Here is a 26,637-nt window from a genome sequence, read left to right on the forward strand (position 1 = left end):
TCACACTTACTCGTAGTCGTTGTTGTAGCCTTGGCCGTGGGCCAGGTTGCCGAACTTGGTGGTGTTGGCGTCGAAGGACAGTTTCACGATGCCGATGGGGCCGTGCCGCTGCTTGCCGATGACCACCTCGGCCTGGTGCTCCAGCCGGTCCATGTCCTGTTGCCAGGTCAGGTGTTCCTCGGTGCCTTCCTTGGGCTCGGCGCGGCCCAGGTAGTAGCTTTCGCGATACACGAACATCACGCAGTCGGCGTCCTGCTCGATCGAGCCGGATTCCCGCAGATCGGACAGCTGGGGCCGCTTGTCCTCGCGCTGTTCGACCTGACGCGAGAGCTGCGACAGGGCGATGATCGGCACCGACAGTTCCTTGGCCAGCGCCTTCAGGCCGCCGGTGATCTCGGACACTTCCTGCACCCGGTTTTTCTGGCTGTTGTCGCCGGTGGTGATCAGCTGAAGGTAGTCGACGATGATCAGGTCGAGCCCGTGCTCCATCCGCTTCAGACGGCGCGCGCGGGCGGCCAGCTTGGAGATCGACAGACCGCCGGTGGCGTCGATGTACAGCGGGCTTTCGCCGATCTCGACCGCCGAATCGCGGATCTTGCCGAAGTCGGAGGCGTCGATTTCGCCCTTGCGCAGCTTGTCCGACGACACGCCCGAGGCGTCGGCCAGAATACGCATCGCCAGCTGTTCGGCGCTCATTTCCAGCGAGTAGAAGGCGACCACGCCGCCGTTGACCGTCTTGCGGCCCTCCGGCGTCGGCTCCCAGCGATAGTTGCGCGCCACGTTGAAGGCGATGTTGGTCGCCAGCGCCGTCTTGCCCATCGACGGACGGCCCGCGAGGATCAGAAGGTCGGACGGGTGCAGCCCCCCCAGCTTGGAGTCCAGATCGTCCAGATGGGTCGCCAGACCCGCCAGCTTGCCTTCGCGCTGATAGGCCTCCGCGGCCATGTCCACCGCCCCGTTCAGGGCGTGGGAGAAGCTGACGAAGCCCGACGACGGCTTGCCGGTTTCGGCCAGCGAATACAGGGTCTGTTCGGCCTGTTCGATCTGTTCGTCGGCCGGCGTCTCCGGGTTGGGCGCCTCCTTGATGATCTCCCCGCCGATGCGGATCAGGTCGCGGCGCAGCGCCAGGTCATAGACGACGCGGGCATAGTCGGGGGCGTTGGCGCCGGGCGGGGCGCGGTCGACCAGATCGGCCAGATAGCGCAGGCCGCCGAACTCCTGAAAGGCCGGGTCCTGTTTGAACCGCTCCATCAGGATGGTCGGCTCGGCCAGCATGCCCTGACGGATATGGTCCTCGATCGCGTCGTACAGACGCTGGTGGAAGGGTTCGTAGAAATGGCTGCCGCGCAGGCGGTCATTCAGCCGCTCGAACACCGAGTTGTCGAACATCAGCGAGCCCAGCAGCGCCTGCTCGGCCTCGAGGTTGTGCGGCAGGGAGGCGACGGATGGCGTATCGAAGGCGGAAGGAGCGAAGGCGTTCATGGTCATTCTCATGCCCTTAACCGCCCGACACGTCATGTTCGGTCGTATCGTGGGTTTGGGATAACTGACCGGGCTTGTGGGTGACCCCGAATTCCGTAGCCGGATCAGTTAACGGCTCAGCCCGGGCAGGGGTAGCGGGCGGCCATCCAGTCGCGAATGCCGTCGGTGACGCTCATCCGCTGCCGCCGCGCCTGCGGGATGGCGTTCAGATGGGCCAGCAACTGGCGGACGTTCAGACTGATCTGCGCGGGCGGGCAGGCGCCGGGTGCGCGACCGGCCGCGCGGGCGGCCTCGATCTCGGTCCCCACGGTCCGGAAGGCGCGTTCCGCCTCGCCCTTCAGCCGGTGGGCGTCGGGGCGCAGCATGGCGGTTGCGTTCAGCGGGATCCGGTTGGCCCGCGTGACGAAGGCGTCCAGCGTCATGCCCGACTGGGCGACGGCCGCACCGGCGAAAAGACAGGCGGCCAGAACCGCGACGACGACTGCACGCATGGACCGCTTCCCCTCTGAACGGCTCAGCTTGCCGCGAATATCATGGCGAAACAACGGTCGATGGTGGCGCTGCTCAGAGGTCAGGCACAGCCTTTGGCAGGGGGGATCAATCCACACGGACGCCGTCAGTCAGTGCCTGTTCCATCAGTTCGGCCGGGATGACCGAAGACTGACCCGCGCCCGCCTCCCGAACGATCACGCCCAGTCGTGTCATGGAGCTGGTGCGGGCTTCAGGCAGTTCAAGGATCGCAGTCTGACCGGATCGTCGGGTTCCGCGCCGGGCGACGGGACCCAGGTCAAAGCTCGCGCTTGCAGAAAGCCGCCGTTCGCTCGCCGTCTGGCGTCCCGCGACGAAGGCCAGGCTGACGTTCACATCACCCGCGCCGCGCGGTCCGAACAGCGGTTGGTCCAGTCGGGAATAGGCGGGAGTGATTTCAGCCTGAAAGGGGTCGAGAAACCGGACATCAAAACCATAGACGGCGACCTTGTGGCGCATTGTCGGTCCGCGCAGCACGGTCAGGCAGAGCTGATCCCCAGCTTTCGGCTGCTGCATCAGTTGGGCATTGCGAACCCTGTAGGTCAAAGTCGTCGGCTGGCCGAATCCTCGATTCCGAATCATCGGCTCTGTCCTGTCGGTATTGATCGCCAATGCGATCTCCCGATCCGGGCGCTCAAAGTCGCACCCCTCTTCGGGGCGTGGGGTTAGCATCAGGGCCACCTCCGACGAAACAGTCGGCGGCGTGGTCGCGCACCCCGCGATGCTTGCGCCGGCCGCGCCGAGGCAGAGCAAAGATCGCCGCACTGATTTCTCCCTCGACGGCCGATTCAGGACGCGTGCAAGGTGTGCATCAAAGCGGGCGGTATTCAACTCATGCGATTGTCAGGAGCCGCAACTGGGGCCCGTGGCAGACTCGGCGATCGAAACCGCCGCGCCTGCCACGCCGTCACCTGGTAGCAGACTGCTCCTTGTCGGGCTCAGGGCTGCACGATCACCAGTTCAGGCCGATGCGCGCATAGACGAAGCGCCCGTTGAAGCCGAACGGCGAGTAGTAGGGGAAGCCCAGCACGCCGTTGCTGTTCAGGGTGGCGGGGACGGCGTCCGGGTATTCGTCGAAGGCGTTGTCCACACCCAGCGCCAGGGTGATCCGGTCGTTCGGCCGGAACCGGCCCTCGAAGTCGGCGGTGATCTTGTCGCCGGTGGAGTAGTCGGCGGCGGCCGTCGAACCGGGCTGCAGCACACTGGCGTAGTAGGTCGTGCGGGCGGTGACGCCCCAACGGCCATAGCTCCAGTCCGCCGTGCCCGACACCTTGGTGTCCGGCGTGCCGTCCTCGATGGTCAGGATGCGCTGACGGCCGAACAGGGCCGGGGGCGAGGGCAGGGTCGAGGTGGTGGTCGGCACACGGTCCACCGAGACGTCATTGAAATTCGCCGCCACCGTCAGGTTCAGATCGCCATACTCTTCCGTATTCAGGCGATAACGCCCGACCACGTCCACCCCCTTTGTGCTGGTCTCCACTCCGTTCAGGAAGAAGCGGGACGCCTGGATGCCGAACGGGTCCAGCAGGGTGGCGATGGCCGGATTGGTGATCGCGCCCGCCGAGTTCCGTCCGGCCAACAGCTCGGACAGGACGATCTGGTCCTCGATGTCGATCTGGTAGGCGTCGACGGTCAGGTCGAAATCGCCGAACCGGAACACGGCGCCGAGCGTGTAGTTGGTCGAGGTTTCGGCCTCCAGCGGCTGGCCGCCCAGGGCCGTCGCGATCGGGCTGGTGGACGGGAAGGTGCCCGTCTCGACCACCGAACCGTTCTGGATCACCGAACTGGTCGAGGTGAAGTACGACTGCTGCAGCGACGGGGCGCGGAAGCCGGTCGAGACCGCACCCCGCAGGGCGAAGGACGGCGTGAAGTCATAGCGGGCCGAGAGCTTGCCGGTCGTCGAGGTTCCGAAGTCGGAATAGTCCTCGAAGCGGACGGCGCCCGCGACGGTCAGCTGTTCGGTGATCGGCGCCTCGACATCCAGATAGACGCCGACGGCGGTGCGGTCCTCGTCCACCACATTCGACGGCTGGAAGCCGGGGAAGCCCTGCGCCCCGCCGGCCAGGGCCGTGTTGCCGCCCAGCGGACCGCGATTGTAGGATTCCGGCTGGCCCGCCTGGATCTCGTAGGTCTCGCGCCGGGCTTCCAGACCGGTGGCGACGTTGACCGGGGCGAACAGTCCCAACGCGTACTGGCGCGTGAAGTCCACGCCCAGCACCAACTGGTCATAGATCAGCGCGCCGGAGTCGAAGCTGGTCGGGGAGGCGGCGCCATAGGTGGCGTTGAGCGAATCCTCGGTGCGGAAGTCCAGCGCATTGCGGCCATAGACCAGGTTCACATCCGCATCCCAGCCGCCGATGGCGCCGCGCAGGCCGCCCGCCAGCGACACATCCTGCGAATTGATGGCGATCTTGGGCAGGAAGCCCTGCGGATAGAGGGCCGGCACGTTGTTCAGATTGCCGGCCAGACGCGGGAAGGCGGCGCTTTCACTGTCGCGATCCTGATAACCGGCCCAGCCATAGGCGTCCCAGCCGTTGCCCAGCGGCAGGCCGGCGTTGGCGAAGACGGTCCACTGGGTCACCTCCGGATCGCCGAAGCGGGCGGTGACGGCGTTGGGCGTGACGCGGGGATCGACGTCAGCCCGGTTGGTCGCGTCGCGCTGCAGGTATTCCGCGCTGACGGTCAGATAGCCGTCCTGCCCGAGGCCAAAGCCTTGCCAGGCCGAGGCGGTGACGGTGCCGCCGTCTTCTTCATCCCGCCCCCCGGTCCGGGCGGTGTCCACGGTGGTGTAGTACTGGCCCAGGGTCAGCGTCGCGCCGCCACCGTGATCCGCCTGTCGCAGGCGAAGGTTGACCACGCCCGCGATGGCGTCGGACCCGTACTGGGCCGAGGCGCCGTCGCGCAGCACCTCCACGCGATCCAGCGCCCCCGCCGGGATGGTGTTCAGGTCCACCGCCGCCGAGCCGCGACCGACCGAGCCGTTGACGTTGACCAGGGCCGAGGCATGACGGCGCGTGCCGTTGACCAGCACCAGCGTCTGATCGGGCGACAGGCCGCGCAGGGTGGCCGGGCGGATGGAGTCGGTGCCGTCGACGACCGACGGCCGCTGGAAGGTCAGCGACGGGATGGACGCGGCCAGGGCGGCGCCCAGTTCGGTCGTGCCGCGCGTCTGCAGGTCCTGCGCCGTCACCACATCGACGGGCGACAGGGTGTCGAGGCGCGAGCGGTTCGGCACGCGGGTGCCGGTGACGACGACCTCGTCGATCTCGGTCGTGTCGGGCGCGGTCTGGGCGTTCGCGGCCCCGGCCAGCAGTGCGGAGGCGGAGGCCGCGGCGAACAGGGTCAGGCGGGAGCGGGCGGTGTTGGCGGTGAGGCTCATGACGGGTCTCTTCTCGATAAGACGCAGGCGCCCGGTCGGCGTCGCGGGCTGCGATCGCCGGGTGTCCGGGCTAGCGATGTGGGAGTTCAGGTCCGACCGGAGGTCGGGGAGGTCAGCCGATCAAAGCGAACGGCGACATCGCATGGGACCCGCGCCGCGCATGAGGGTGCGCGGCGCGCGAACGTCAGCGGCGAGAACGGTCAGGGCATGGGGTGCGAAGGCACGCATGGTCGTCTCCTGCTCGATCAGGAACGCCTGCGGTGACAGATAGGGGGAGTCCGGCTGTGAACCGGCCTCTCATCTGCCGCGACCCGGAGAGGGGTCCCGAAGGAGTTGGCACCTTACGGAGGTCCGCAGGTTGCCCCGACGTCAAAGGGCCTATCCCTCAGCCGGTCTCGATGAGCAGTTGCGATATTGCGATGCGTCATAAATGCGTCAAGCGGGCATCGGAAAAAAGTTCGGCGGCGCAGGGTTTCCCCCACGCCGCCGTGTCTTTTCAGCACTAAGGCTGGGTTCAGGCTTCCGAACCCAGGCCGTCTTGCTGGCCGGCGCCGCCGGCGACCATGTCCGCGGCCTGTTCGGCGGCGGCTTCACGGTCTTCGTCGTAGGCCGACTTGATCACGTCCTCGCCCTTGGCTTGACGCTCGGCTTCTTCAGCCGAACGGGCGATGTTGATCTTGACGGTGGCCGTGACCTCGGCGTGCAGGCGAACCAGCACTTCGTGGACGCCCAGCGTCTTGATCGGCACGTTCAGCACGACTTGCGAACGCTCGATCTTGCCGCCTTCGGCCTGAACGGCCTCGACGACGTCGCGACCGGCGACCGAACCGTACAGCTGACCGGTTTCACCGGCCTGACGGATCATGACGTAGGTCTGGCCGTCGATCTTGTCGGCGACCTTTTGCGAGTCGGACTTGTTCTTCTCGTTGCGGGCCTCGATGGCGGCGCGGTCGAGTTCGAAGGCCTTCAGGTTGGCGGCCGTGGCCCGACGGGCCTTGTCGCGCGGCAGAAGGAAGTTACGAGCGAAGCCGTCCTTTACAGTGACGACGTCGCCGATGGCGCCGAGGTTCTCGACGCGTTCCAGCAGAACGACCTTCATCTTACTTCACCACGTAGGGCAGGAGGGCCAAGTAGCGCGCGCGCTTGATGGCCTGGGCCAGCAGGCGCTGCTTCTTCTGGGAAACGGCGGTGATGCGCGACGGGACGATCTTGCCGCGCTCGGAGATGTAGCGCTGCAGGAGTTTGACGTCCTTGTAGTCGATCTTCGGCGCGTTCGGACCCGTGAACGGGCAAACCTTGCGGCGACGGAAGAAGGGGCGACGGGCCGGGCCGGAGCCGGCCGGCGCGCCCGGCGACGGGGCGGTGGTATCGGTCATGTTCCGGGTTCCTTAGAAGGTCGCTTCGGCGGCGGGGGCGTCGTCACGGGGACCACGCTCACGTTCGCGTTCGCGCTCACGTTCACGACGGGCCAGCAGCGGCGACAGTTCCAGGTCGAGTTCCTCGACGCGGACGGTCAGCCAGCGCAGCACGTCTTCGTTGATCGACAGCTGGCGCTCGACTTCGGCCATGGCGGCCGGAGGGGCGTCGACGGCGAGCAGCGAATAGTGAGCCTTGCGGTTCTTCTTCACGCGGTAGGTCAGGTTGCGCAGACCCCAATACTCGATCTTGGCGACGGAGCCGCCGGCTTCCTCGATCAAGCCCTTGATGGTGTCGTTCAGCGCTTCGGCCTGCTGCGCCGAGATATCCTGGCGCGTCATGACCGTGTGCTCGTAAAGAGCCATGCGGTAGTCTCCCTTGTGGACGTCGGCGCGGGCGGACCGGGTTAAAGTCCGTTCCACGATGGTTCCCGAGGCGGCGGCCGGAATGACTTCCCGAACCCTTTGGAGCTCCGCACCGGGACCGAGGTCCTGGAAAGGCGGCGCGTATAGGGGAAAAGCGGCTTGTGAGCAAGGCTTGGGAGCAAGGCTGGGACGCAAGGCCTGGCGGCCGCTGCTACTCCGGCCGCACCACCATGCAGGTGACCCGCCGTTCGGCCAGGGCGGTGCAGGCGGCCTGGGCGCCGGCCTCGGTCATGCCGGTGAAGCGCGAGCGGTACCAGCCCGAGGCGTCCTGCACATTGCGTTCGGCGTTGGCGAACTGGGTGCGGAAGCGGCGGTTGACCTCGGTCAGCCAGTTGCGGGCCACCGCCTCATCGCGGAAGGCGCCGACCTGCACGGCCCAGCGGCCCGCGGGCTCGCGCGCCGGTTCGCGGGCGGGCGTGCGCGGCGCTGTCCGGGGTGGAGGGGTGCGGGCAGGGGCGGTCGGCACGCCGCCGTTCAGGATGGTGGTCACATCGGCCGGGCGCGCCTCGGCGCGCCGGATAGGCGCCGCCGAGCGTTCGGCGGCGCGCTCCGACGGGGCCGGGGTTACGCGCGTCGGCGTCGCGGGGGCCGAGGGCAGGGAGACATAGGCGACGGGCGCGCCGTCCTCGCCGTCTTCCGACGCGCCGGCCGAGGCGTACTGCACCGGGCCCGCCGCGTCCGGGCTGATCCCGAAGCCGCGCTGTTCGAAGAAGGTCTGGGCCACCTGGATGACCTGGCCGTTGGCGCGGGCGCGCTCGACCTCGAAGCCCGTGTCCATCAGGGCGGCGACGTGGGCGTTGCGGCTGGCCGTCGAACGCCCGCCCAGCACGATGGTGATGATCCGCCGTCCGTCGCGCACCGCCGAGGCCGCGAGGTTGTAGCCCGAGGCGTTGGTGTAGCCGGTCTTCATGCCGTCATAACCGTTGCCGCCGTGAAGCAGGCCGTTGGTGTTGCGATAGTCGCGGCCGTTGTAGGCCCAGTCGTGCAGGCCCAGATACCGGTAGTACTGCGGGTAATCGCGCATGATGGCGCGGGCCAGGATGGCCAGGTCGCGGGCCGAGGTCAGCTGGCGCGCGTCCGGCAGGCCGTTGGCGTTGACGTAGCGCGTCTGGGTCATGCCCAGCTCCTGCGCCTTCAGGGTCATCTGGGCGGTGAAGCGGGCTTCCGAGCCGCCGATATGCTCGGCCAGCGCCACGGCCATGTCGTTGGCGCTGCGCACGGCGGTCGCCTTCATGGCGTTGTCGAGGGTGATGGTCTGGCCGGCGGCGAGACCCAGCTTGGAAGGCGGCTGGCTGGCGGCGTGGGGCGAGATGGTCAGCACGTCCTCGGGCTTGATCCGCCCCTCGGCCAGCGCCTCGAACGCCATATACAGCGTCATCATCTTCGTGATGGAGGCGGGGTAGCGACGGCTGTCGGCGTGGCGGGCGAACAGCACCTCGCCCGTGGCGGCGTCGACCACAATGGCGGCGTAGCGGGCGTTATCGGAGGACTGGGCGACCAGCGGCGTGGTGGTCGGGGTCAGGACGACCGCGACGACCAGCATCAGCGAAAGCCATCCCCGGCGGAACAATGCAGTCAGAGGCAAGCGGCGAGCCCTCATTACAATGGCGCGACGACGGCCCCCCGGGCGCGACGCTGGTGTGAAGGCTAACATGACGCTCCGCTGGTTTCATGAGGGTAAACGAGCCGTCAACGATTTCGTGACCCGAGGTTGAACGACGGTCCGTGAAACTTTTGTGCAGTGCACAATAACTCTTGACCCTACTTCGCACTTGCACCATATGAGCGTTGTCGCACCGGGCTCGCTTGGGGCGAGAAAAATCATCTGCGGCCCCCGCCGCCCAAGGTTCAGGAGAGATCCCCATGGCCGACAGCGCCGAAACCGTGAAGAAAACCGTCGAAACCGCCACCGCTTCGGTGAAGGCCACGGCCGAGAAGACCACTGCCCAGGCGGAAAAAATGCAAGCCGCCGGCGCCCGCGTCTTCCGCGAAGCCGCTGACAAGTCGGCCGCCGGCCTCGCCGAGCTGAACGCTGAAGGCAAGAAGAACATCGAAGCCATGGTCGCCTCGGCCACCGCCGCCCAGAAGGGCGTCGAAACCCTGTCGGCCGCCTCGCTGGCCTACGGCAAGAAGAGCTGGGAAGACGGCGTCGCCGCCGCCCAGTCGCTGACCGCCGCCCGTTCGGTGCAGGAAATGCTCGAGCTGCAGACCTCGTGGGCCAAGTCGGCCACCGAAACCTACCTGGCTGAAGTCACCCGCATGACGGACGTCTTCACCGCCTCGGTGAAGGACAGCTTCAAGCCGATCAACGAGCGCGTCACCGCCTCGGTCGAGAAGTTCCAGGCCGCCCGCTAAGGCGACCTGACTTCAGAAGTAAGCTTACGAAGGCCCCGGCGGAAACGTCGGGGCCTTTTGCTATTCGGCGGCCGCGTGGTCGTAGCTGAACACCCGCGCCAGCTTCCACTGCCCGTCCTCCAACTTCCAGATCTGACTGAATTTGGCCCGCCCCGCGAGCGCGAGCGGACCGCCGCCCTGCGCCTCGTAGAACAGGTGTTCGCCGGTCTCGACCGCCCCGTAGGCGTTCATCCGGTATATGTGCAGCGTGCCGGGAACCAGTTCGCGTCGCGTTCGCCAGCCGTCGGGCGCGCGGCGGGCTTCGCAACGGGTGCGGTAATGATCCACGAAGGCCGCGCCGGTCGTGGCCATCAGTCCCCCGCGATCGTCGAAGAACTCGAAGTCGTCGGTCACCATGGTGGCCAGCCGATCCGGGTCGCAGCCCTCGAAGAACAGCGCGAAAAAGGCCGCGTCGCTGGCCGTCACGGCCTCCGTCAGGGCCGGGCCGTGCGGAATCTCAACCGGCGGCGTCTGTAGTAGCGCGGCGGCCACAAGGGCGACAAATGGGGACATGGAGACCTCCGCGACGGTGTTCGCCGCCCGAGGTCAGCATTGCGTGCGAGCGCTTCGCTGTCCCGTGAATCTTCGGTCATGCAGGGGGGCCGAGCCTCGATACGCGCCGCGACGGCGGCGACCGGAGGGCGGCGGAAGCCCCAAGCCGCGTCGGGTCGAGAAGGCGGAGCCTTCTGATCGCGGCCAAACCCAAAAGCCGCGTCGGGTCGGGAGGTCCCGCAGGGCCGACGATCGCGGCCAAACAGAAAGTCCGGGCCGCGTCGGGTCGAGAAGGCGGAGCCTTCTGATCGCGGCCAAACCCAAAAGCCGCGTCGGGTCGGGAGGTCCCGGAGGGCCGACGATCGCGGCCAAACAGAAAGCTGTGACTTGCCGCATCTACAAAAGCGGCGGACAGTTCCTATCTGTCCATCCGACTCCCCAAAATCGGACACCGAATGCCGCCGTCACGCAAGGTCGGCGATCAGGGCGAGGGCTCCGGCTCCGCCACGATCACCGAGACAAAACCAAAGCTTCAAAAGCCCTCGCTCTATCGGGTGCTGATCCTGAATGACGACTACACTCCGATGGAGTTCGTCATCTACGTGCTGGAGCGGTTCTTCCAGAAGAGCCGCGAAGACGCCACCCGCATCATGCTGCATGTGCACCAGCATGGCGTCGGGGTGTGCGGCGTCTTCACCTACGAAGTGGCCGAAACCAAGGTCGCCCAGGTGGTCGAGACGGCGCGCCGTCACCAGCACCCTCTGCAATGCACGATGGAAAAGGACTGAGAGGAACCTCCCCCATGCCTTCGTTTTCCCGTCCTCTCGAAGAGACCCTGCACCGCGCGGTGCACTATGCGAACGAGCGCCGTCACGAGTACGCGACGCTTGAGCATCTCCTGCTGGCCCTCGTGGATGATCCCGATGCGGCCGGTGTAATGACGGCCTGCAACGTCGATCTGACGGCGCTGAAGACCGCCCTGACCCTTTATGTCGACACCGACCTGGCCGCGCTGGCGACCTCGGACGGTGAAGACGCCAAGCCGACCGCCGGCTTCCAGCGCGTGATCCAGCGCGCCGTGATCCACGTCCAGTCGTCGGGCCGCGAAGAGGTGTCCGGCGCCAATGTGCTGGTCGCCATCTTCAGCGAGCGCGAAAGTCACGCCGCCTATTTCCTGCAGGAGCAGGACATGACGCGGTACGACGCGGTCAACTTCATCGCCCACGGCATCGCCAAGAAGGCGGGCGCGGGGGAAAGCCGTCCGGCCAAGGCGCTGGGCGCCAGTCCCGAGGACGCCGATGACGCCGCCGCCGCCAAGACCGGTGGCGAAGCGCTGGAAGCCTATTGCGTCGACCTCAACGAGAAGGCCCGCAACGGCAAGATCGACCCCCTGATCGGCCGTCATGCCGAGGTGGACCGGGCGATCCAGATCCTGTGCCGCCGGACCAAGAACAATCCGCTGCTGGTCGGCGATCCCGGCGTCGGCAAGACCGCCATCGCCGAAGGTCTGGCCCGCAAGATCGTCAACCACGAGGTCCCGGACGTTCTGGAAGGCGCCACCATCTACTCGCTCGACATGGGCGCGCTGCTGGCCGGCACCCGCTATCGCGGCGACTTCGAGGAGCGGCTGAAACAGGTGGTCAAGGAGCTGGAGAGCCACGAGAACGCGGTCCTCTTCATTGACGAGATCCACACCGTCATCGGCGCGGGCGCGACCAGCGGCGGGGCGATGGATGCGTCCAACCTGCTGAAACCGGCGCTGGCGTCGGGCTCGCTGCGCTGCATGGGCTCCACCACCTACAAGGAGTACCGCCAGCATTTCGAGAAGGACCGCGCCTTGGTCCGCCGCTTCCAGAAGATCGACGTCAACGAGCCCACGCTCGAGGACACGATCAAGATCCTGAAGGGGCTGAAGAGCAGCTACGAAGGCCACCACAAGCTGCGCTACACCGACGCCGCCATCCGCACGGCGGTGGAGCTCTCGGCTCGCTACATGACCGACCGCAAGCTGCCGGACAAAGCCATCGACGTGATCGACGAGGCGGGGGCGTCGCAGATGCTGCTGCCGGAATCGAAGCGCAAGAAGGTCATCGGCCAGAAAGAAGTCGAGGCCGTCATCGCCAAGATGGCCCGGATCCCGGCCAAGTCGGTCTCCAAGTCCGATACCGAGGGCCTGCGGGAGCTTCAGAACGATCTGAACCGCGTGGTCTTCGGCCAGGAAGCGGCCATCGAACAGGTGTCGGCGGCGATGAAGCTGGCCCGCGCGGGTCTGCGCGATACGCAGAAGCCGATCGGCGCCTTCCTGTTCTCCGGTCCCACCGGCGTCGGCAAGACCGAGGTCGCCAAGCAACTCGCGTCGACCCTCGGCATCGAGATGCAGCGCTTCGACATGTCGGAATATATGGAGCGGCACACCGTCTCGCGGCTGATCGGCGCCCCTCCGGGCTACGTCGGCCATGATCAGGGCGGCCTGCTGACCGACGCCGTCGATCAGCACCCGCACTCCGTGGTGCTGCTGGACGAGATCGAGAAGGCCCACCCCGACGTCTACAACATCCTGCTTCAGGTGATGGACAACGGCATGCTGACCGACGCGGTCGGCAAGAAGGTCGATTTCAGGAACACCATCCTGATCATGACCACCAACGCCGGGGCCGCCGACAACGCCCGCGCCTCCATCGGTTTCGGCCGGGGCAAGGTCGAGGGTGAGGACGAAAAGGCCATCCAGCGTCTGTTCGCGCCGGAGTTCCGCAACCGTCTGGACGCCATCGTGGCGTTCAAGGCGCTGGACTCGACGACGATCAAGTCGGTGGTCTCGAAGTTCATCATGCAGCTGGAGGTCCAGCTGGGTGATCGCAACATCACCATCGAACTGACCGACGAAGCCGCCGACTGGCTGGCCAAGAACGGCTTCGACGAACTCTACGGCGCCCGGCCCCTGGCCCGGACGATCCAGGAGCACATCAAGAAGCCGCTGGCCGACGACATCCTGTTCGGCCGCCTGACCCGCGGCGGGCATGTGAAGGTCGAGTTGAAGGACGGCAAGATCGCCTTCGACGTGACGCCCGCCACCGGCACCGCGGCCAAGGTGAAGGAAGACGAGACGGCGGAGTAGTCGACCGCTCTGTCTGAAGACGGGGGCCGTCGGTCAAGCGACCGGCGGCCTTTCGTCGTTGTAGGGCGGCGGCGGCGATGACTTGCACTGGACGCGCCGATGCGGGACCACCTTCGCGAGCGGGCTGTCGGGAGGCTGAAAAATGGGCGATGCGGGACTGACCGGGCGTCAGAAGAAATGGTTCGCCACGGTCGAGGCCAATTTCGAGAAACAGACCGGCCGCCCGGTGGCGGTCTGGGTCGACATCCTGAAGAAGGGCTGTCCCGAGACGCGGCCCAAGGCGCAGGCGGCCTGGCTGAAGGCCTCGTACGGCATCGGCGCCAACCACGCCGCGCATATCCTGAACGCCGCCCGCCCGGCGGACCAGATGAGCTGGGACGACGCCGAGGCCCTGCGCAGCGCCCTGTGGGCTGAGCCGCGCGCACTGGCCATCCTCGAGGCGCTGGAACGCAGGGTGGCGGGGCTTGAGGGCGTCATCTCCGGGCAGCGCAAGGGCTACACCAGCTTCTCGCGCGCGGTGCAGTTCGCGGCCATCCGCCCGCTGAAGGGCGGCAAGGCCTTGCTGGGGTTGAAGCTGGATCCGGCGGTGTCGGATCGCCTGTCGGCGCCGGCGCGGACCGAAAGCTGGTCCGAACGTCTCGCCGCTGTGGTGGAACTGGACGGCCCGGGGGCGGTCACAAACGACATCGGCCGCCTGTTCGCACAGGCGGCCGACAACGGTTAGCCGGAGACAGACGTCTAGCGGCGACGGCCGCCGAGGCTGCTCAGCAGGAGGGCGGCGCCGGCCAGGATGCCGGTGGTCAGAAGCGGCTTGCGGCGCGCGAAGTCCAGACCCTGACGAGCCTTGTCCTGATACTGGGCCGGGGCCTTCTCGACGAGGCCGTCGAGGCCGTCGATGACGCGGCCATAGGCGTCCAGGGCCTTGCCCTTGACCTCATTCAGCTTGCCGTCGAACTGGAGCTTGCTGTCGCCGGTCAGGCGGCCGAGGCCGTTCTGGACCTTGCCTTCAACTTCGGTGGCGACGCCTTCGATGCGCTGGTCGGTCATGGGTTTTCTCTCGTGATGATGGGGCCGGGGAGGCGTGCCGGAACAGCGCGAAAGCGCGGCGGTGGTTCCGTCCGTCGCAAGGCATATTCGGCGGCTGCGGCGATGCGCCTCGTCATATTCTATCCGGATGTTATTGACCAAGGGGTTTTATCCGGGTAATAGTCCGCCTGCATCGCTCGTCGGCCTCGTCGTCGGACGCATAGCCTGGAGCCGCCATGACCATCACCGCCCACCGCCCCGTTCTCGCCTTCGCCGGAGACCAGCTCATCGCGCGTGGTCCCGTGGGCGACGTCCTTGCCCCGATCCATCTGGCGTCCCGGGCGGGGGAGACGGTGCTGGTCTTCGACGCCGCCGACGGCCGGGCCGTCGACCTGGACCTGCGCGGCGAGCCCGCCGACGCCCTCGCCCGGCTGGCGCCCGGGCCGGAGCCGGAGAAGCGGGGGCCGGGGCGTCCGAAGCTGGGCGTCGTCCCGCGCGAGGTGACCCTTCTGCCGCGCCACTGGGACTGGCTGGCCGCCCAGCCCGGCGGCGCGTCGGTGGCGCTGCGCAAGCTGGTCGAGGGCGCGCTGAAGGCGGCCGAGGGGCCGGACCGGGCGCGCAAGGCCAAGGAGGCGACCTACCGCTTCATGACCGCCGTGGCGGGCGACAAGCCCGGCTATGAGGAGGCGACGCGGATGCTGTTCGCGGGCGACTGGACGGCGTTCGACGCCGCGGTGGACGGCTGGGCGGCGGATGTGCGGGAGGCAGTGCGGGACATGGCCGAGGGGGCTTGGCGGAATGGCGCGGGAGAGCCCGGACAAGCCGGCGGCGCCCCCGCCGCCACCTAGGCGCCGCGGCCGCGGACGCCCGCTCAGGCCGCCGGAATAGGGGCGAGAACCGCCTGCAGGGCGGCGATCTCCATGGGCTTGCGCAGGACCCCATCGGCCCCCGCGGCCCTGTACCGGGCCACATCGTCGTCGAACACATTGGCCGTCAGCATGTGGATCGGCAGGCGCGGCCGACCCGAGGCCGCCTCCTCGGCGCGGATGGCCATGACGGCCTCCACGCCGTCCATGACCGGCATCATGGCGTCCATCAGCACCAGGTCGAAGCGGTCGTCGCGCACCGCCTCCACGGCCTGCTGGCCGTTCTCGACCAGCACCAGTTCCATGTCGAAGGACTGGAACACCAGGGCCAGAAGCTTGCGGTTGGCGGGATGGTCCTCGGCGGCCAGAATGCGGCCGCGACCCTCGACGGTCCCGGGCGGCGGCGGGTCCGCGGGAAGGCTCGCGCGGTCGGCCGTGAAGCGGAACCAGAAGACGGCGCCGCCGGAGTGGCCGGCCCGGACGCCCACGGCGCCGCCGAGGGCCCCGGCGCTGGCCCGGCAGAGCGCCAGTCCCAGACCCGAGCCGCCCGCGGCCCGGCCGTCGGCCAGTTGTTCGAACGGCTGGAAGATGCGTTCGCGCTGGTCCTCCGGCACACCGGGGCCCTGGTCATGCACCTCGAACTCGAGCTCGACGCGTCCGTCGGCGGCGGGCAGGGCGCGTGCGAGGATGCGGATGGTCCCGGCGGGGGTCAGCTTCAGGGCGTTGGACAGGTAGTTGATCAGCACCTGCTCGACCCGGGCCTCGTCGGTCAGGACGATGAAGCTCTCCGGCGCGCACTGGAGCTCGACCTCCAGGGTCAGGCCCAGTTCGTTCACGCGGGAGCGCCACACGCGGGCGATGGCCCGGAGGCGTGCGCCGACGTCGACGGGGGCGAGACGGACATCGATATGGCCCGACTCGATCCGGGAAATGTCGAGGGCGCCGTTGAGCAGGCGCAGCAGCATGCCGCCGGCGTCGGCCATGTCGTCGATCACGGCGGCCTCGGCCTTGGGACGGCGGCGTCCGCGCAGCACCTCGGTCAGGCCCAGAATGACGTTTAGCGGCGTCCGCACCTCATGGCTGATCATCGCCAGGAAGCGGGACTTGGCCTTGTTGGCGCGCTCGGCCGTCGCGTGGTTGGCCTCGGCTTCGGCGAGGGCCGACCGAAGCTGGCGCGAACGTTCGGTGACCGTGATCATCAGCTCGACGGCCTCGCGATCGCTGCGCCATTGGCGCCAGGCGGCCGCGCTGATGCCGAGGATGAACAGGACCACGGCGACCTGAAGGCCGGGGTCGGCGGCCTGTTGACGCGAGGCGATCATCATGGCGGCGACGGCCGGCGGCAGGACGGCGGCGGCGAAGCTGACGCGGCTGATGTGCACCTGATGGGCGCCGACCATCAGATTGCCGGCCAGCAGCAGGCGCAGATAGTCGGCGTGTTCGGGCTGGGCCTGCCAGGCCGCGAGGATGAACAGGGCGTTGTGCCCCGCCAGGCCGAGGGTGATGGCCTCAGCGGACCAGCGGAACCGGCGGCCGGCGCCGGGCGCGTCCGGGCGGGCGCGGGCGGTCTGGACCACATGCCAGAGCGGCAGATAGAGGCCGAGCTGGAAGAGGGCGTAGTTGAGCGCCCAGCCCGGACCGAGCACGAGACAGGCGACCCCGATGACGGCGACAATGGTGGTGATGCGCACCGGGAACATGTCGCCATAGCGGTTAGCGTAGGCCCGCAGCCGGTCAGAATTTTTAAGCACTGGGTACAATTCCGGGGAGGAAGCTTGGCCATACGGGATGGACCTTAACGAGGCCTGACCGGGCAGAGGGGAAGGGGGGCGCGAGTTCCTTCTCCTCTTGCGGGATAAGGTGGCCGAGCGGAGCGAGGTCGGATGAGGGGGGCGCGCCGATCTGACCGATCAGTCCCGGATCACCTTCGCATTCGCCGCGACAAGGATCGCGGCGACGACCTGTTCACCGTAGTTCTCGATCTGCTGCTTGGGAAACCTCAGCACCCGGAACCCCTGCGCGCGCAGCCAGTCGTCGCGCGCGGCGTCCTGCGCCCGGTCCTCGTGTTGCGGCCCGTCGGCCTCAACGATCAGCCGATGCCTGAAGCAGATGAAGTCGACGATGCAGGGGCGTTCCTCGAACGTGAACTGTCGACGGAACTTCAGCCCCGCCAGGCGCCGATCGCGCAGCAGCTTCCACATGCGGCGCTCATGGAGCACCGGCTCGCGGCGCATTTCCCTTGCGCGTTGTCCAAGCTACTCGTCCACAGGTTATGGAAGACACCCTTGGCGCGGTCTGTCGAGAGCCCCGACTTTCTCCCCTTGCGGGAGAAGGTGGCGGCCCGAAGGGCCTGCGGATGAGGGGTCGCTCCGGCCGTGCGAGTTTATCGGCCATCGGCGGACCTCCAAACGGGACCCGGCGGCGCGACCCCTCATCCGACCTCGCTCCGCCTGGCGGCTTGGCGGAATGGGCGGGGGTGACTTCATTCCTTACGGGGGAGGAGAAGAGCGGTGGCCCTGACCTACGAACAAGCTGGGCGCGCTGGCGGCGAAGGGTGTCGCTGGGTCACTCCTGCTCGATCGCGGTTCGCCAGATCACGCCCGGCGGCGGGCGGAGCATGGGGCAAAGCCTGAGGGCGCGCCGTCGAGAGTAGGCATTAAGGCTCTGCACTCGCGGATCTGACCGGCTGCCTTCGATGAAGTTCCAATGACCGGGGCTGGTGACGTGAATGTTCCAGTGACGAGGAAGAAGGCCCGGCGCCCGGGCAGGGGGTTGCTGTCCAGCCAAGGTAACGACCACGCTCGTGCGGTCGCCCTCCTCGGCGATCACGGCGAACGGGTCGATCTGGCCGGCGATCTCCGCGGTGCCGCAAATCTTCACCCGCCCGCCCCACAGCGGCAGCGCCTGATAAGCGATGAGACGCGCATCCGGTCGCGTCTCAGCGAAGGCCGCGAGCAGTTCCGCTTCGGACGGCGGGGGCGGAAGGACTTCGGGATCGGCCTGCGAGAGCGCCAGAACGAGAACCGTCAGAACTCCCAGCATCACCCCACCTTCACCCGCGTCGCCGCTTCCGGAAGGTCTTCTCCGAACGCCCGCTGGTAGAACTCCGCGATGGTCGGGCGCTCCAGTTCGTCGCACTTGTTCAGGAAGGTCAGGCGGAACGACAGGCCGATGTCGCCGCCGAAGATCTGGGCGTTCTGGGCCCAGGTGATGACCGTGCGGGGCGACATGACGGTGGAGATGTCGCCGTTCATGAAGGCGTTGCGGGTCATGTCGGCGACGCGGACCATGGCGGCGATGGTGCGCTTGCCCTCGGCGGTGTTCCACTCGGGCGCCTTGGCGACGACGATGTCGGTCTCGACGTCGTGGTCGAGGTAGTTGAGCGTCGTCACGATGTTCCAACGGTCCATCTGACCCTGATTGATCTGCTGGGTGCCGTGGTACAGACCCGAGGTGTCGCCCAGACCGATGGTGTTGGTGGTCGAGAACAGGCGGAACCACTTGTTGGGGCGGATGACGCGGTTCTGGTCCAGCAGGGTCAGGCGGCCCTGCGCCTCCAGCACGCGCTGGATGACGAACATCACGTCGGGGCGGCCGGCGTCATATTCGTCGAAGACCAGGGCGATCGGGCGTTGCAGGGCCCAGGGCAGCATGCCCTCGCGAAATTCGGTGATCTGCTTGCCGTCCTTGAGGACGATCGCGTCCTTGCCGACCAGGTCGATGCGGCTGACGTGGCTGTCCAGGTTCACGCGCACCAGCGGCCAGTTCAGCTTGGCCGCGACCTGCTCGATATGGGTCGACTTGCCGGTGCCGTGGTAGCCTTGGACCATGACGCGGCGGTCGAAGCTGAAGCCGGCGCAGATGGCCAGCGTCGTCTGGGGATCGAAGCGGTAGGCCTCGTCGATCTCGGGCACATGGCTGTCGCGCTCGGCGAAGACCGGCACGGTCATGTCGCTGTCGATGCCGAACAGTTCGCGCACGGTCGCGTTGCGGTGCGGCTCCAGTGTCAGCAGGGGATCGGGCGTCGAGTCGAGGAGGGAGGTCATGCCTGTGCGATTACCGCACCCTCATCGGGTGGTCGAGGCCCATGCCGTCCCTGATTGCACGACCGGGCCGCAAGGCATGACGGGGAGGGAAGCCGGGCGGACGCCCGTGCGTCTTCAGGCGGCCGACCGCGTCGCGGCATAGGTCCGAAAGACGGGCGGCGCCCGGCGGGACTCGCCCGTGGCCCGATCCGGGCCTGTCGCCTTGCGGGAGATGCGTTTGATCAATCTCTCACGCCGAAGAGCGTCCGCGTAGTTAATGATGCCGGACACGAGACCTGAGACATCGAGGACGTGAGTGTCACTGTTCGCCTCGTTGACGACGCACTGATCAAGTGTTGATTGGCTATTTTTTCTTGTGCTAATCTGGACCGTCATGGCTGTCAGCGCCTCCAAGCGCATCCAGTTTACACAACGGGTCCAGATAACATTGGTTGCAAATGTGTAGATGCTCTTTCAAATATTGAACATCTACATGAGGTCAGATCGCCTTCAGCTCAACCTCGACGTTGCCGCGGGTGGCGTTCGAGTAGGGGCAGACCTGGTGGGCCTTGGCGATCAGGTCGTCGATCACGCCCTGCTCGAGGCCATGGTCCGAGACTGTGATGCCGATGTCGAGGTTGAAGCCCTCGCCGCGGGTGTTCGGGCCGATGCCGACGCGGGTGCTGACCTTGGTGTCCGGACCGACCGGCGTGCCGGCCTTGCCCGACACAAGACGCAGGGCGCCCATGTAGCAGGCGGCGTAACCGGCGGCGAACAGCTGCTCGGGGTTGGTGCCGGCGCCGCCCTTGCCGCCCATTTCGGCGGGCAGGGAGAGCAGGACATCGATCTTGCTGTCGTCGGTGGTCGAACGGCCTTCGTCGCGGCCGCCGCCGGTGGACGAGGCGTGGGCGGTGTAGAGGATTTGCATGGCGGGCTCCTGTTCGCCGTCGCGTCGGCGTCAGTTGTTTATCGCGATAATGAATAGGTAGGCGGACGGGGTGTCGAAGTCCAGCAGAAACTTGCCGCAAAAACGATTATTGTGATAAGTAACCTCATGACCAAGGCTTCCCATCCTCCGATCGCCCTCGACGACCAGCTGTGTTTCGCGCTGTACTCCGCCTCGATGGCGGTGGGGCGGCTGTACAAGCCGCTGCTGGATGAAATGGGGATCACCTATCCGCAGTTCCTTGTGCTGACGGCGCTGAACGACGAGGGCACGCTGACGGTCGGCGGCCTTGCGGCCCGTCTGGCGCTTGAGCCGAGCACCATCACCCCGCTGGTCAAGCGGCTGGAGGCGGCGGGGCTTGTGGCGCGCAAGCGGGGGGTGACGGACGAGCGTCAGGTCCAGGTGTCGCTGACCGACGCGGGTGTCGCCGTCCTCGCGCAGACCCCCTGTCTGGCTCAGGCTCTGCTGTCACGGTCGGGGATGAGCCTCGATGAGCTGAAGGCCTTCAACGCCCGGGTCCGCGACTTCGGCGCGCGCGTGTCGGCGCAGGCGGCCTGAAACCGATCTAGCTGGCCAGTCCGGCCTTCTTCAGCGTCTTGTAGGCCTTGATGACGCGCTGAAGCTTGGCCTCGGCGCCGCGATCGCCCTGGTTCAGGTCGGGGTGGAAGCGCTTCAGCAGCTCGTGGTAGCGCGCCTTGACCGCCTTCTTGTCCGTGCGGACGTCGAGATCGAGATCGGACAGGGCCGCGCGTTCCAGCTTGCCGATGCGCAGGTCGTCCTGACCGTCGGGCCCGGCCTGCTCCTTCATGCGGCGACCGAAGAGGCCGAAACTGTCGCGCCATGAGCCGGCGCCCGTGGTGTTGGCCGTGCCCATCTTGGCGGCGAAGGCGGCGGCCTCACGCGTGTTCTTGCCGGCCTTCATCTCCCAGGTCGGGCGGCCGCCGGTCATGGCCTCGTTTTCCTGGGCGGCCCGGATCTGGCCCTCGTTCATCCCGGCGTAGAAATTCCAGCCCTTGTTGTACTCGCCCGCGTGGCGTTGGCAGAAATCGTAGAAGTCGTTCAGCCGCTCGCGCGATTTCGGGGCGCGGGCCGTTGCGGCCTGACGACAGTCGGGCCAGTTACACGGCTTCTCGCCGGGCTTCAGGTGCAGGACATCCGCCGCCGCAGCCTCTTCCTCGGGCTTGGGCGGCTTGATGCGCATATCCGTGAAGCGCGGCTTGTATTCGAACTCTGACGACATCGATCCGAGTGTAGGGTCGAATTGGACCGCAACAAGGACTTGACGATGATGGAAGGCCCAATCGCGACGATTATCCGCCAGAAACTTGTGGTGGGACTGGCTCCGGAGCGTCTGGAGATCGAAGACGACAGCTGGCGGCACGCCGGTCACCATCATGAGGGCGGCATGGATGCGAAGCCGGGCGGCGAAAGTCACTTCAACCTGCTGGTGATTTCCGCGGCGTTCGAGGGGCAGGGGCGGGTGCAGCGCCAGCGCGCGGTGAACGCCCTGTTGCGCGATGAGCTGGCCGGTCCGGTCCACGCCCTCTCGATCCGGGCCCTGACGCCCGCCGAGGCCTGAAGTCGTCGGGTCGCTGAACGCGGGTTGTCATAGAACCGTCAGCGTTCATACCGTCTTAGGGGGTTCCACGTAGTCTCCGCGCCGGGTTGTGCAATCGTGTTGCGGGGCGGGAATGGTTGAATCGGATGGCATCGGAAAGCCCGCCGGCGGTGACCCGGATTCCGGGGAAGCCGCGCAGGCTCTGCGCGCTATCCTGCAAACCCAGTATCTTCGCTATCTGATCATCGCCAGCTGGGCGGTCGGCCTGCTGGCCACCGTGGGCTGGACCGCCGCCACCCTGTGGTTCATCGGCACCCTGGTCGCCGGCGCCATTCGCGGCGCGGTCGAGAAGCGCATCAGCCAGCGCGTCGGCACGGGCTGGGGGCTGGTTTTCCCCGTCGTCGCCACCGCCACCACCGCCGCCTGGGCTGCGGCGCCGCTTCTGGCCTGGTTCTCGGGCGCGACCTTCGGGCCGTCGCTGGGGATGACGCTTCTCGTCGCCGGCTATGTGCTGGTTTTCGCGCAGCTTCGTAGCTCGCCGCGTCAGGCCATCGTGATTTCCTCGCCCTACGGCGCCGCAGCGCTGATTATCGCCGGCAGTCTGTGGGGCACGCCCGAGTTCTGGCAGTTCCTCGCCGTGGTGCCCTTCACCGCGGCCGGCCTGTTCGTGCTGGTCACCATGACCATGCTGCGCGAGGAGCGCATCCGCGCCTTCCAGGAACACCAGGCCCATCTGATCGAGGAACTGGAATCGGCGCGCGACAAGGCCAATGCCGCCAACGACGCCAAGTCCAACTTCCTGGGTGTCATCTCGCATGAGCTGCGCACTCCGATGAACGGCGTGCTGGGCGCCGCCCAACTGCTGGGCGCGACGCGGCTGGAGCCGACGCAGCGCGAGTATCTGTCGATCATCCGCAACTCGGGCGACAACCTGCTGAGCCTGCTGAACGACATCCTCGACATGACCAAGATCGAGGCGGGCAAGATGACGTTCGAGGTCGTCGACGTGTCGGTCGAGGATCTGGACAAGCGCGTCACCGGTCCGTTCCAGGCCCAGGCCGAGGCCAAGGGTCTGGACTTCGTCGCCCTCCGCGAGGGCGACGTGCCCGCCGTGGTGCGTGGCGACCCGCTGCGGGTCTGTCAGGTGATACACAACCTGCTGTCCAATGCGGTGAAGTTCACCGACGCGGGCCAGATCACCTACACCGTCCGGTCCCGGCGTCTGGACGACAACAATGTCCACTTCGACTTCATGATCCGCGACTCGGGCTCGGGCATCGCGCCGGAAGACCTTGAGCGCCTGTTCCAGCCCTTCACCCAAGTCGACGCCTCATCCACGCGCCGCTTCGGCGGGACGGGGCTGGGGCTGACCATCTCGCGCCGGATGGCCAACATCATGGGCGGCGACATCACGGTGGAGTCGGTCCCGGGCGAAGGCTCGACCTTCATCTTCGGCGTCGATGCCGAGGTCGTGCGCTGGGTCGAGGAGGCCGCGGCCGAAGCCGTCGAGGCCGAGATCGAGGGCGGCCAGTCGCTGAACGTGCTGATCGTCGAGGACCACCCGGTCAACCGCATGATTCTTGAAGCCTGGATGTCGTCGGCGGGCCACACCGCCGCGACCGCCGAGAACGGCCAGATCGCGATCGAGGCCGCGGCCGAGCAGCGCTTCGACCTGATCATCATGGACGTCAACATGCCGGTGATGGACGGCCTGACCGCGACCCGCGCCATCCGCGCCGGCGACGGCCCGAACCGGGACACGCCGGTGGTGGTGCTGTCCGCCTCGGCCCGGACCGAAGACCATCAGGCGGGTCTGGATGCGGGCGCGGACGCCTATCTGAACAAGCCTATCGACTTCGCCGCCCTCGCCATGGTGATGAACCGGGTCGGCGCGGGGCGCGTCGGCATTCAGGATCTGGTGGACGGGGGACAGGCCAGGGTCGCCGCGTAACAGCGTTGAAACACTGGCGTTCAAAACCCGTCCGCCCGCTGAACCTCGGGTGATCACGGCTGTTCAGGCCCGGCTCAAGGGCCGGGGTCCAGATTGCAGGCAAGTCGGAACCCCTCCGGCTCCTGCAACTGGAGACAGATGATGAAAAAGGTTCTTACCGCCGCAATCGCCGCCACCCTGGCCCTGGGCTCGGTCGGCCTGGCGTCCGCCGCCGAAGCCCAATCGCGGGGCAATGATCGCTACGAGCAACGTCAGGATCGTCGCGATGACCGTCAGGATCGTCGCGCCGACCGCCGGGATGATCGCGCCGATCGCCGCGACCACCGTCAGGACCAACGCGCCTATGCCCGCTGGCAGCGGTCGGAGCGCCAGTACAGCGCCGGCCGCTACACGGCCCCGCGCGGCTACCAGACCCGCGCCTGGGCCTATGGCCAGCGGATGCCCGCCAACTATCGTGGCAGCCAGTATGTCGTGCGCGACTACAACCGCTACGGCCTGCGTCAGCCGCCCTCGGGCTACCAGTACGTTCGCAGCGGCAATGACGTGGTTCTGACCGCCGTCGCAACCGGCCTGATCACCGCCGTCATCGCGGGCCTGTTCAACTAGGGCTCGACGTCCGAGCAATCGAAACACCCCGGAGGGAGACTTCCGGGGTGTTTTCGCGTTCAGATGTTCCTGACCTCGCCGGGGACCCATGCGCGCTTTCGCCGAACTGCTGGATCGCCTGTCGCTGACAGGCTCGCGAAACGCCAAGCTGGTGTTGCTGCGCGACTATCTGCGCGCCACGCCGGACCCGGATCGGGGCTGGGCGCTGGCGGCCTTGACCGGGGACCTTTCGTTCGACGCGGCCAAGCCGGCCATGATCCGCAAGGCGGTCGAGGCGCGGGTCGATCCGGTGCTGTTCGGCTGGTCCTACGACTATGTCGGCGACCTGGCCGAGACGGTGGCGCTGATCTGGCCCGCCGATCCCGCTCATCGACCCAACCGTGAGCCTGATCTGGGCGAGGTGGTCGAGGCGCTGCGCACAGCAAAGCGGGCCGAAGTGGCGGCCCTGCTGGTCGGGTGGCTGGATGCGCTGGAGCCCAAGGCGCGGTGGGCCTTGCTGAAACTGATGACCGGCGGCCTGCGGGTCGGCCTGTCGGCGCGGCTGGCGCGGACGGCGGCGGCCATGATGCGGCCCGACGCCATCAGCGCACCGCCGGATCCCGAAGGCGACGAGGGCAGCACCACGCTGGACAGCGTCGAGGCCGCCGACATCGAGGAAATCTGGCATGCCCTGACGCCCCCCTACGCTGACCTGTTCGCCTGGCTGGAGGGGCGGGGAGAGCGGCCGAACGGCGACGCGCCGGGCCGGTTCCGCCCGGTGATGCTGGCGGTGGCGCTGGATGAGGCGGTGGATTTCGACAAGCTGGACCCCGCCGACTACGTCGCGGAGTGGAAGTGGGACGGCATCCGTGTGCAGGCGGTGCGGGAGGAGGGGGTGCAACGCCTCTATTCCCGGACCGGCGACGAGATTTCCGGCGCCTTTCCCGATGTGATGGAGGGGCTGACGTTCGAGGGCTCAATCGATGGAGAGCTGGTGGTCTGGCGGGAGGGGGCGGTGGCGCCGTTCGGCGACCTGCAGCAGCGGCTGAACCGCAAGACGGTGGACGCCAAGGCCATGGCCGCCCATCCCGCCGCGATTGTCGCCTATGACCTTCTGGCCGAGACCGGCGAGGACTTGCGCGGGATGCCCCTGCTGGCGCGGCGCGCCCGACTGGAGGCGCTGGTCGAGCGGGGCGGGGATCGCCTGCATCTGTCACCGATCGTGCCCTATGCCGACTGGGAGGAACTGGCCGTGCTGCGCGCCGACCCGCCCGTGGGCGCGGCGGCGGAGGGGCTGATGCTCAAGCGCAGGGACAGCGTCTACGTCGCCGGACGACCCAAGGGCCCCTGGTTCAAATGGAAGCGCGATCCGCACGTCATCGACGCGGTGCTGATGTACGCCCAGCGCGGCCACGGAAAGCGATCCAGCTTCTATTCCGACTATACCTTCGGCGTCTGGACCGAGGACGGCGTTCTGGGCCCGGTCGGCAAATCCTATTTCGGCTTCACTGACGAGGAACTGAAACAGCTCGACAAATTCGTGCGCGACCACACGATCGACCGCTTCGGACCGGTGCGGTCGGTCAAGGCGACCCGGGACTTCGGTCTGGTGCTGGAAATCGCCTTCGAGGGGCTGCAGCGCTCGACCCGGCACAAGTCGGGCGTGGCCATGCGGTTTCCCCGCGTCAGCCGCATCCGCTGGGACAAGCCGGCGCGCGAGGCCAATACCCTCAATGATGTCATGGACCTTCTTGACGCCATCGAGAGCGGCGGCGGCCGCGTGGCTCAGCCGATCGGCGGGTGAGGGGCTGACTTCGCTTTCCGGAAGCGCCAGTCCCGGTCGAGCTTGTCTGTCACGCCGACCAACTGGAGGAAGGTCACCACCATGACCATGGCCCCTGCGGCGGCGCTGATGCCCGCGCCGGCCTCAAGAACCGGGCCTGCCTCGATCAGCAAGGGCAGCACCGCCCAGCGCTCGGGGAAGCGCATGATCCTGACGTCCGGGGCCGACTGCAGATGGGGACAGTACATGAGAGACCGGTCGACGCACCGGCGATGCAACGGCGCGATGGAGCCCGCGTCCAGCACGACCCGCCGATCCTCGATCTCCCGCGTGAGCATCGCCGCCTGTCCTGTACGGCGCAAAAGTCCTGCGGCCGTCAGGCGGGCCAGCTGTGTCCAGCGGTCGTCAGGCGGGGTCGGTTCGCCGCACATCGGGCAAAGCATGCGCAGCACGGTCTCCCGCTGCCGCACCAGATGGTTCCTTGAGTACTGAGGCCGGCCGAATCCCGCCCGCGAGACCTGCACCAGCGCCGGCCGGCCGTTCACCGTGGGGCAGGGGCGGACCCCGATCACGGGTTCTTCGGTCCAACTGGTCACCCAGGGCACATCGACCCCGACCTTCAGTCTGGAAAGACCCATCCGCCGACTCCCCACTTCCCGCACAGCT

Annotated in this window: 27 protein-coding genes and 1 riboswitch; of the genes, 10 read left to right on the forward strand and 17 right to left on the reverse strand. The window is 67.4% G+C overall.

Features of this window, described 5'->3' with window-relative positions:
* Positions 1–6: 6 nt before the first annotated feature.
* From ACW174_RS12200 to ACW174_RS12235, 8 genes are all read right to left on the reverse strand, one after another.
* Positions 7–1,482, reverse strand: a complete 1,476-nt coding sequence (locus tag ACW174_RS12200) for a replicative DNA helicase (protein ID WP_492014692.1) — start codon at positions 1,480–1,482, stop codon at positions 7–9.
* Between the two features lie 116 nt (positions 1,483–1,598).
* Positions 1,599–1,973 carry a hypothetical protein gene (locus ACW174_RS12205; RefSeq protein ID WP_492014693.1) on the reverse strand — a complete coding sequence of 125 codons (375 nt, stop codon included), beginning with the start codon at positions 1,971–1,973 and terminating at the stop codon, positions 1,599–1,601.
* A 106-nt stretch (positions 1,974–2,079) separates the two neighbouring features.
* On the reverse strand, positions 2,080–2,622 hold the full coding sequence (locus ACW174_RS12210; RefSeq protein WP_492014694.1) for a hypothetical protein: 543 nt from the start codon (positions 2,620–2,622) through the stop codon (positions 2,080–2,082).
* Positions 2,623–2,962: 340 nt separating this feature from the next.
* The gene (locus tag ACW174_RS12215; protein WP_492014695.1) at positions 2,963–5,389 is read right to left on the reverse strand and encodes a TonB-dependent receptor plug domain-containing protein; all 2,427 of its coding nucleotides are present in this window, start codon (positions 5,387–5,389) and stop codon (positions 2,963–2,965) included.
* Between the two features lie 294 nt (positions 5,390–5,683).
* Positions 5,684–5,794: riboswitch (SAM riboswitch) on the reverse strand.
* Positions 5,795–5,903: 109 nt separating this feature from the next.
* Positions 5,904–6,488 carry a 50S ribosomal protein L9 gene (rplI, locus tag ACW174_RS12220; RefSeq protein ID WP_492014696.1) on the reverse strand — a complete coding sequence of 195 codons (585 nt, stop codon included), beginning with the start codon at positions 6,486–6,488 and terminating at the stop codon, positions 5,904–5,906.
* 1 nt (position 6,489) lies between these two features.
* Positions 6,490–6,765: a 30S ribosomal protein S18 gene (gene rpsR / locus ACW174_RS12225; protein WP_492014697.1), complete on the reverse strand. Its 276-nt coding sequence runs from the start codon at positions 6,763–6,765 to the stop codon at positions 6,490–6,492.
* A 12-nt stretch (positions 6,766–6,777) separates the two neighbouring features.
* The gene (rpsF, locus tag ACW174_RS12230) at positions 6,778–7,170 is read right to left on the reverse strand and encodes a 30S ribosomal protein S6 (protein WP_492014698.1); all 393 of its coding nucleotides are present in this window, start codon (positions 7,168–7,170) and stop codon (positions 6,778–6,780) included.
* Positions 7,171–7,381: 211 nt separating this feature from the next.
* Positions 7,382–8,773 carry a serine hydrolase gene (locus tag ACW174_RS12235; RefSeq protein ID WP_492014699.1) on the reverse strand — a complete coding sequence of 464 codons (1,392 nt, stop codon included), beginning with the start codon at positions 8,771–8,773 and terminating at the stop codon, positions 7,382–7,384.
* 320 nt (positions 8,774–9,093) lie between these two features.
* Between ACW174_RS12235 and ACW174_RS12240 the strand changes: the two genes are divergently transcribed.
* Positions 9,094–9,585, forward strand: a complete 492-nt coding sequence (locus tag ACW174_RS12240) for a phasin family protein (RefSeq protein WP_492014700.1) — start codon at positions 9,094–9,096, stop codon at positions 9,583–9,585.
* Positions 9,586–9,645: 60 nt separating this feature from the next.
* On the opposite strand, the gene ACW174_RS12245 is transcribed toward ACW174_RS12240, so the two are convergent.
* Positions 9,646–10,137 (reverse strand): nuclear transport factor 2 family protein, encoded by a 492-nt coding sequence (locus ACW174_RS12245; protein WP_492014701.1) that lies wholly within the window; start codon positions 10,135–10,137, stop codon positions 9,646–9,648.
* 434 nt (positions 10,138–10,571) lie between these two features.
* Between ACW174_RS12245 and clpS the strand changes: the two genes are divergently transcribed.
* From clpS to ACW174_RS12260, 3 genes are all read left to right on the forward strand, one after another.
* Positions 10,572–10,904, forward strand: a complete 333-nt coding sequence (gene clpS / locus ACW174_RS12250) for an ATP-dependent Clp protease adapter ClpS (RefSeq protein ID WP_492014702.1) — start codon at positions 10,572–10,574, stop codon at positions 10,902–10,904.
* A 14-nt stretch (positions 10,905–10,918) separates the two neighbouring features.
* Positions 10,919–13,231 (forward strand): ATP-dependent Clp protease ATP-binding subunit ClpA, encoded by a 2,313-nt coding sequence (gene clpA, locus ACW174_RS12255; protein ID WP_492014703.1) that lies wholly within the window; start codon positions 10,919–10,921, stop codon positions 13,229–13,231.
* A 142-nt stretch (positions 13,232–13,373) separates the two neighbouring features.
* Positions 13,374–13,955, forward strand: coding sequence for a DUF4287 domain-containing protein (locus ACW174_RS12260; protein WP_492014704.1), 582 nt, complete (start codon positions 13,374–13,376; stop codon positions 13,953–13,955).
* A gap of 14 nt (positions 13,956–13,969) precedes the next feature.
* Here ACW174_RS12260 and ACW174_RS12265 read toward each other — a convergent pair whose 3' ends face one another.
* On the reverse strand, positions 13,970–14,278 hold the full coding sequence (locus ACW174_RS12265; RefSeq protein ID WP_492014705.1) for a CsbD family protein: 309 nt from the start codon (positions 14,276–14,278) through the stop codon (positions 13,970–13,972).
* Between the two features lie 215 nt (positions 14,279–14,493).
* Between ACW174_RS12265 and ACW174_RS12270 the strand changes: the two genes are divergently transcribed.
* Positions 14,494–15,105, forward strand: a complete 612-nt coding sequence (locus ACW174_RS12270) for a DUF2239 family protein (RefSeq protein ID WP_492014706.1) — start codon at positions 14,494–14,496, stop codon at positions 15,103–15,105.
* Between the two features lie 23 nt (positions 15,106–15,128).
* On the opposite strand, the gene ACW174_RS12275 is transcribed toward ACW174_RS12270, so the two are convergent.
* From ACW174_RS12275 to ACW174_RS12295, 5 genes are all read right to left on the reverse strand, one after another.
* Complete coding sequence (locus tag ACW174_RS12275) at positions 15,129–16,874, reverse strand: response regulator (protein WP_492014707.1); 1,746 nt, start codon at positions 16,872–16,874, stop codon at positions 15,129–15,131.
* Positions 16,875–17,033: 159 nt separating this feature from the next.
* Entirely contained in the window at positions 17,034–17,357 is a 324-nt protein-coding gene (locus ACW174_RS12280; protein WP_492014708.1) for an endonuclease domain-containing protein, read from the reverse strand.
* Between the two features lie 331 nt (positions 17,358–17,688).
* Positions 17,689–18,165: a hypothetical protein gene (locus ACW174_RS12285; RefSeq protein WP_492014709.1), complete on the reverse strand. Its 477-nt coding sequence runs from the start codon at positions 18,163–18,165 to the stop codon at positions 17,689–17,691.
* Positions 18,165–19,169, reverse strand: coding sequence for a cobaltochelatase subunit CobS (gene cobS, locus ACW174_RS12290; RefSeq protein ID WP_492014710.1), 1,005 nt, complete (start codon positions 19,167–19,169; stop codon positions 18,165–18,167). The genes ACW174_RS12285 and cobS overlap by 1 nt, the downstream gene beginning before the upstream one ends.
* A gap of 478 nt (positions 19,170–19,647) precedes the next feature.
* Entirely contained in the window at positions 19,648–20,076 is a 429-nt protein-coding gene (locus tag ACW174_RS12295) for an organic hydroperoxide resistance protein (protein WP_492014711.1), read from the reverse strand.
* Positions 20,077–20,202: 126 nt separating this feature from the next.
* Here ACW174_RS12295 and ACW174_RS12300 point away from each other — a divergent pair, with 126 nt between their 5' ends.
* Complete coding sequence (locus ACW174_RS12300; protein ID WP_492014712.1) at positions 20,203–20,652, forward strand: MarR family winged helix-turn-helix transcriptional regulator; 450 nt, start codon at positions 20,203–20,205, stop codon at positions 20,650–20,652.
* Between the two features lie 7 nt (positions 20,653–20,659).
* Here ACW174_RS12300 and ACW174_RS12305 read toward each other — a convergent pair whose 3' ends face one another.
* Positions 20,660–21,334, reverse strand: a complete 675-nt coding sequence (locus tag ACW174_RS12305; protein ID WP_492014713.1) for a J domain-containing protein — start codon at positions 21,332–21,334, stop codon at positions 20,660–20,662.
* 45 nt (positions 21,335–21,379) lie between these two features.
* Here ACW174_RS12305 and ACW174_RS12310 point away from each other — a divergent pair, with 45 nt between their 5' ends.
* The 4 genes from ACW174_RS12310 (at position 21,380) to ACW174_RS12325 (ending at position 25,992) form a co-directional block, all read left to right on the forward strand.
* Positions 21,380–21,673 carry a BolA family protein gene (locus ACW174_RS12310; protein WP_492014714.1) on the forward strand — a complete coding sequence of 98 codons (294 nt, stop codon included), beginning with the start codon at positions 21,380–21,382 and terminating at the stop codon, positions 21,671–21,673.
* A gap of 112 nt (positions 21,674–21,785) precedes the next feature.
* Positions 21,786–23,603: an ATP-binding protein gene (locus tag ACW174_RS12315; protein WP_492014715.1), complete on the forward strand. Its 1,818-nt coding sequence runs from the start codon at positions 21,786–21,788 to the stop codon at positions 23,601–23,603.
* A 141-nt stretch (positions 23,604–23,744) separates the two neighbouring features.
* A complete protein-coding gene (locus tag ACW174_RS12320; protein WP_492014716.1) occupies positions 23,745–24,209 on the forward strand; it encodes an RcnB family protein in 465 nt (154 codons plus the stop codon).
* Positions 24,210–24,297: 88 nt separating this feature from the next.
* Positions 24,298–25,992 carry a cisplatin damage response ATP-dependent DNA ligase gene (locus ACW174_RS12325; RefSeq protein ID WP_492014717.1) on the forward strand — a complete coding sequence of 565 codons (1,695 nt, stop codon included), beginning with the start codon at positions 24,298–24,300 and terminating at the stop codon, positions 25,990–25,992.
* On the opposite strand, the gene ACW174_RS12330 is transcribed toward ACW174_RS12325, so the two are convergent.
* On the reverse strand, positions 25,974–26,609 hold the full coding sequence (locus tag ACW174_RS12330) for a hypothetical protein (RefSeq protein WP_492014718.1): 636 nt from the start codon (positions 26,607–26,609) through the stop codon (positions 25,974–25,976). The two genes, ACW174_RS12325 and ACW174_RS12330, sit on opposite strands and share 19 nt — an antisense overlap.
* Positions 26,610–26,637 lie beyond the last annotated feature (28 nt).

It is taken from the genome of Brevundimonas sp. AVps31, assembly GCF_058681355.1.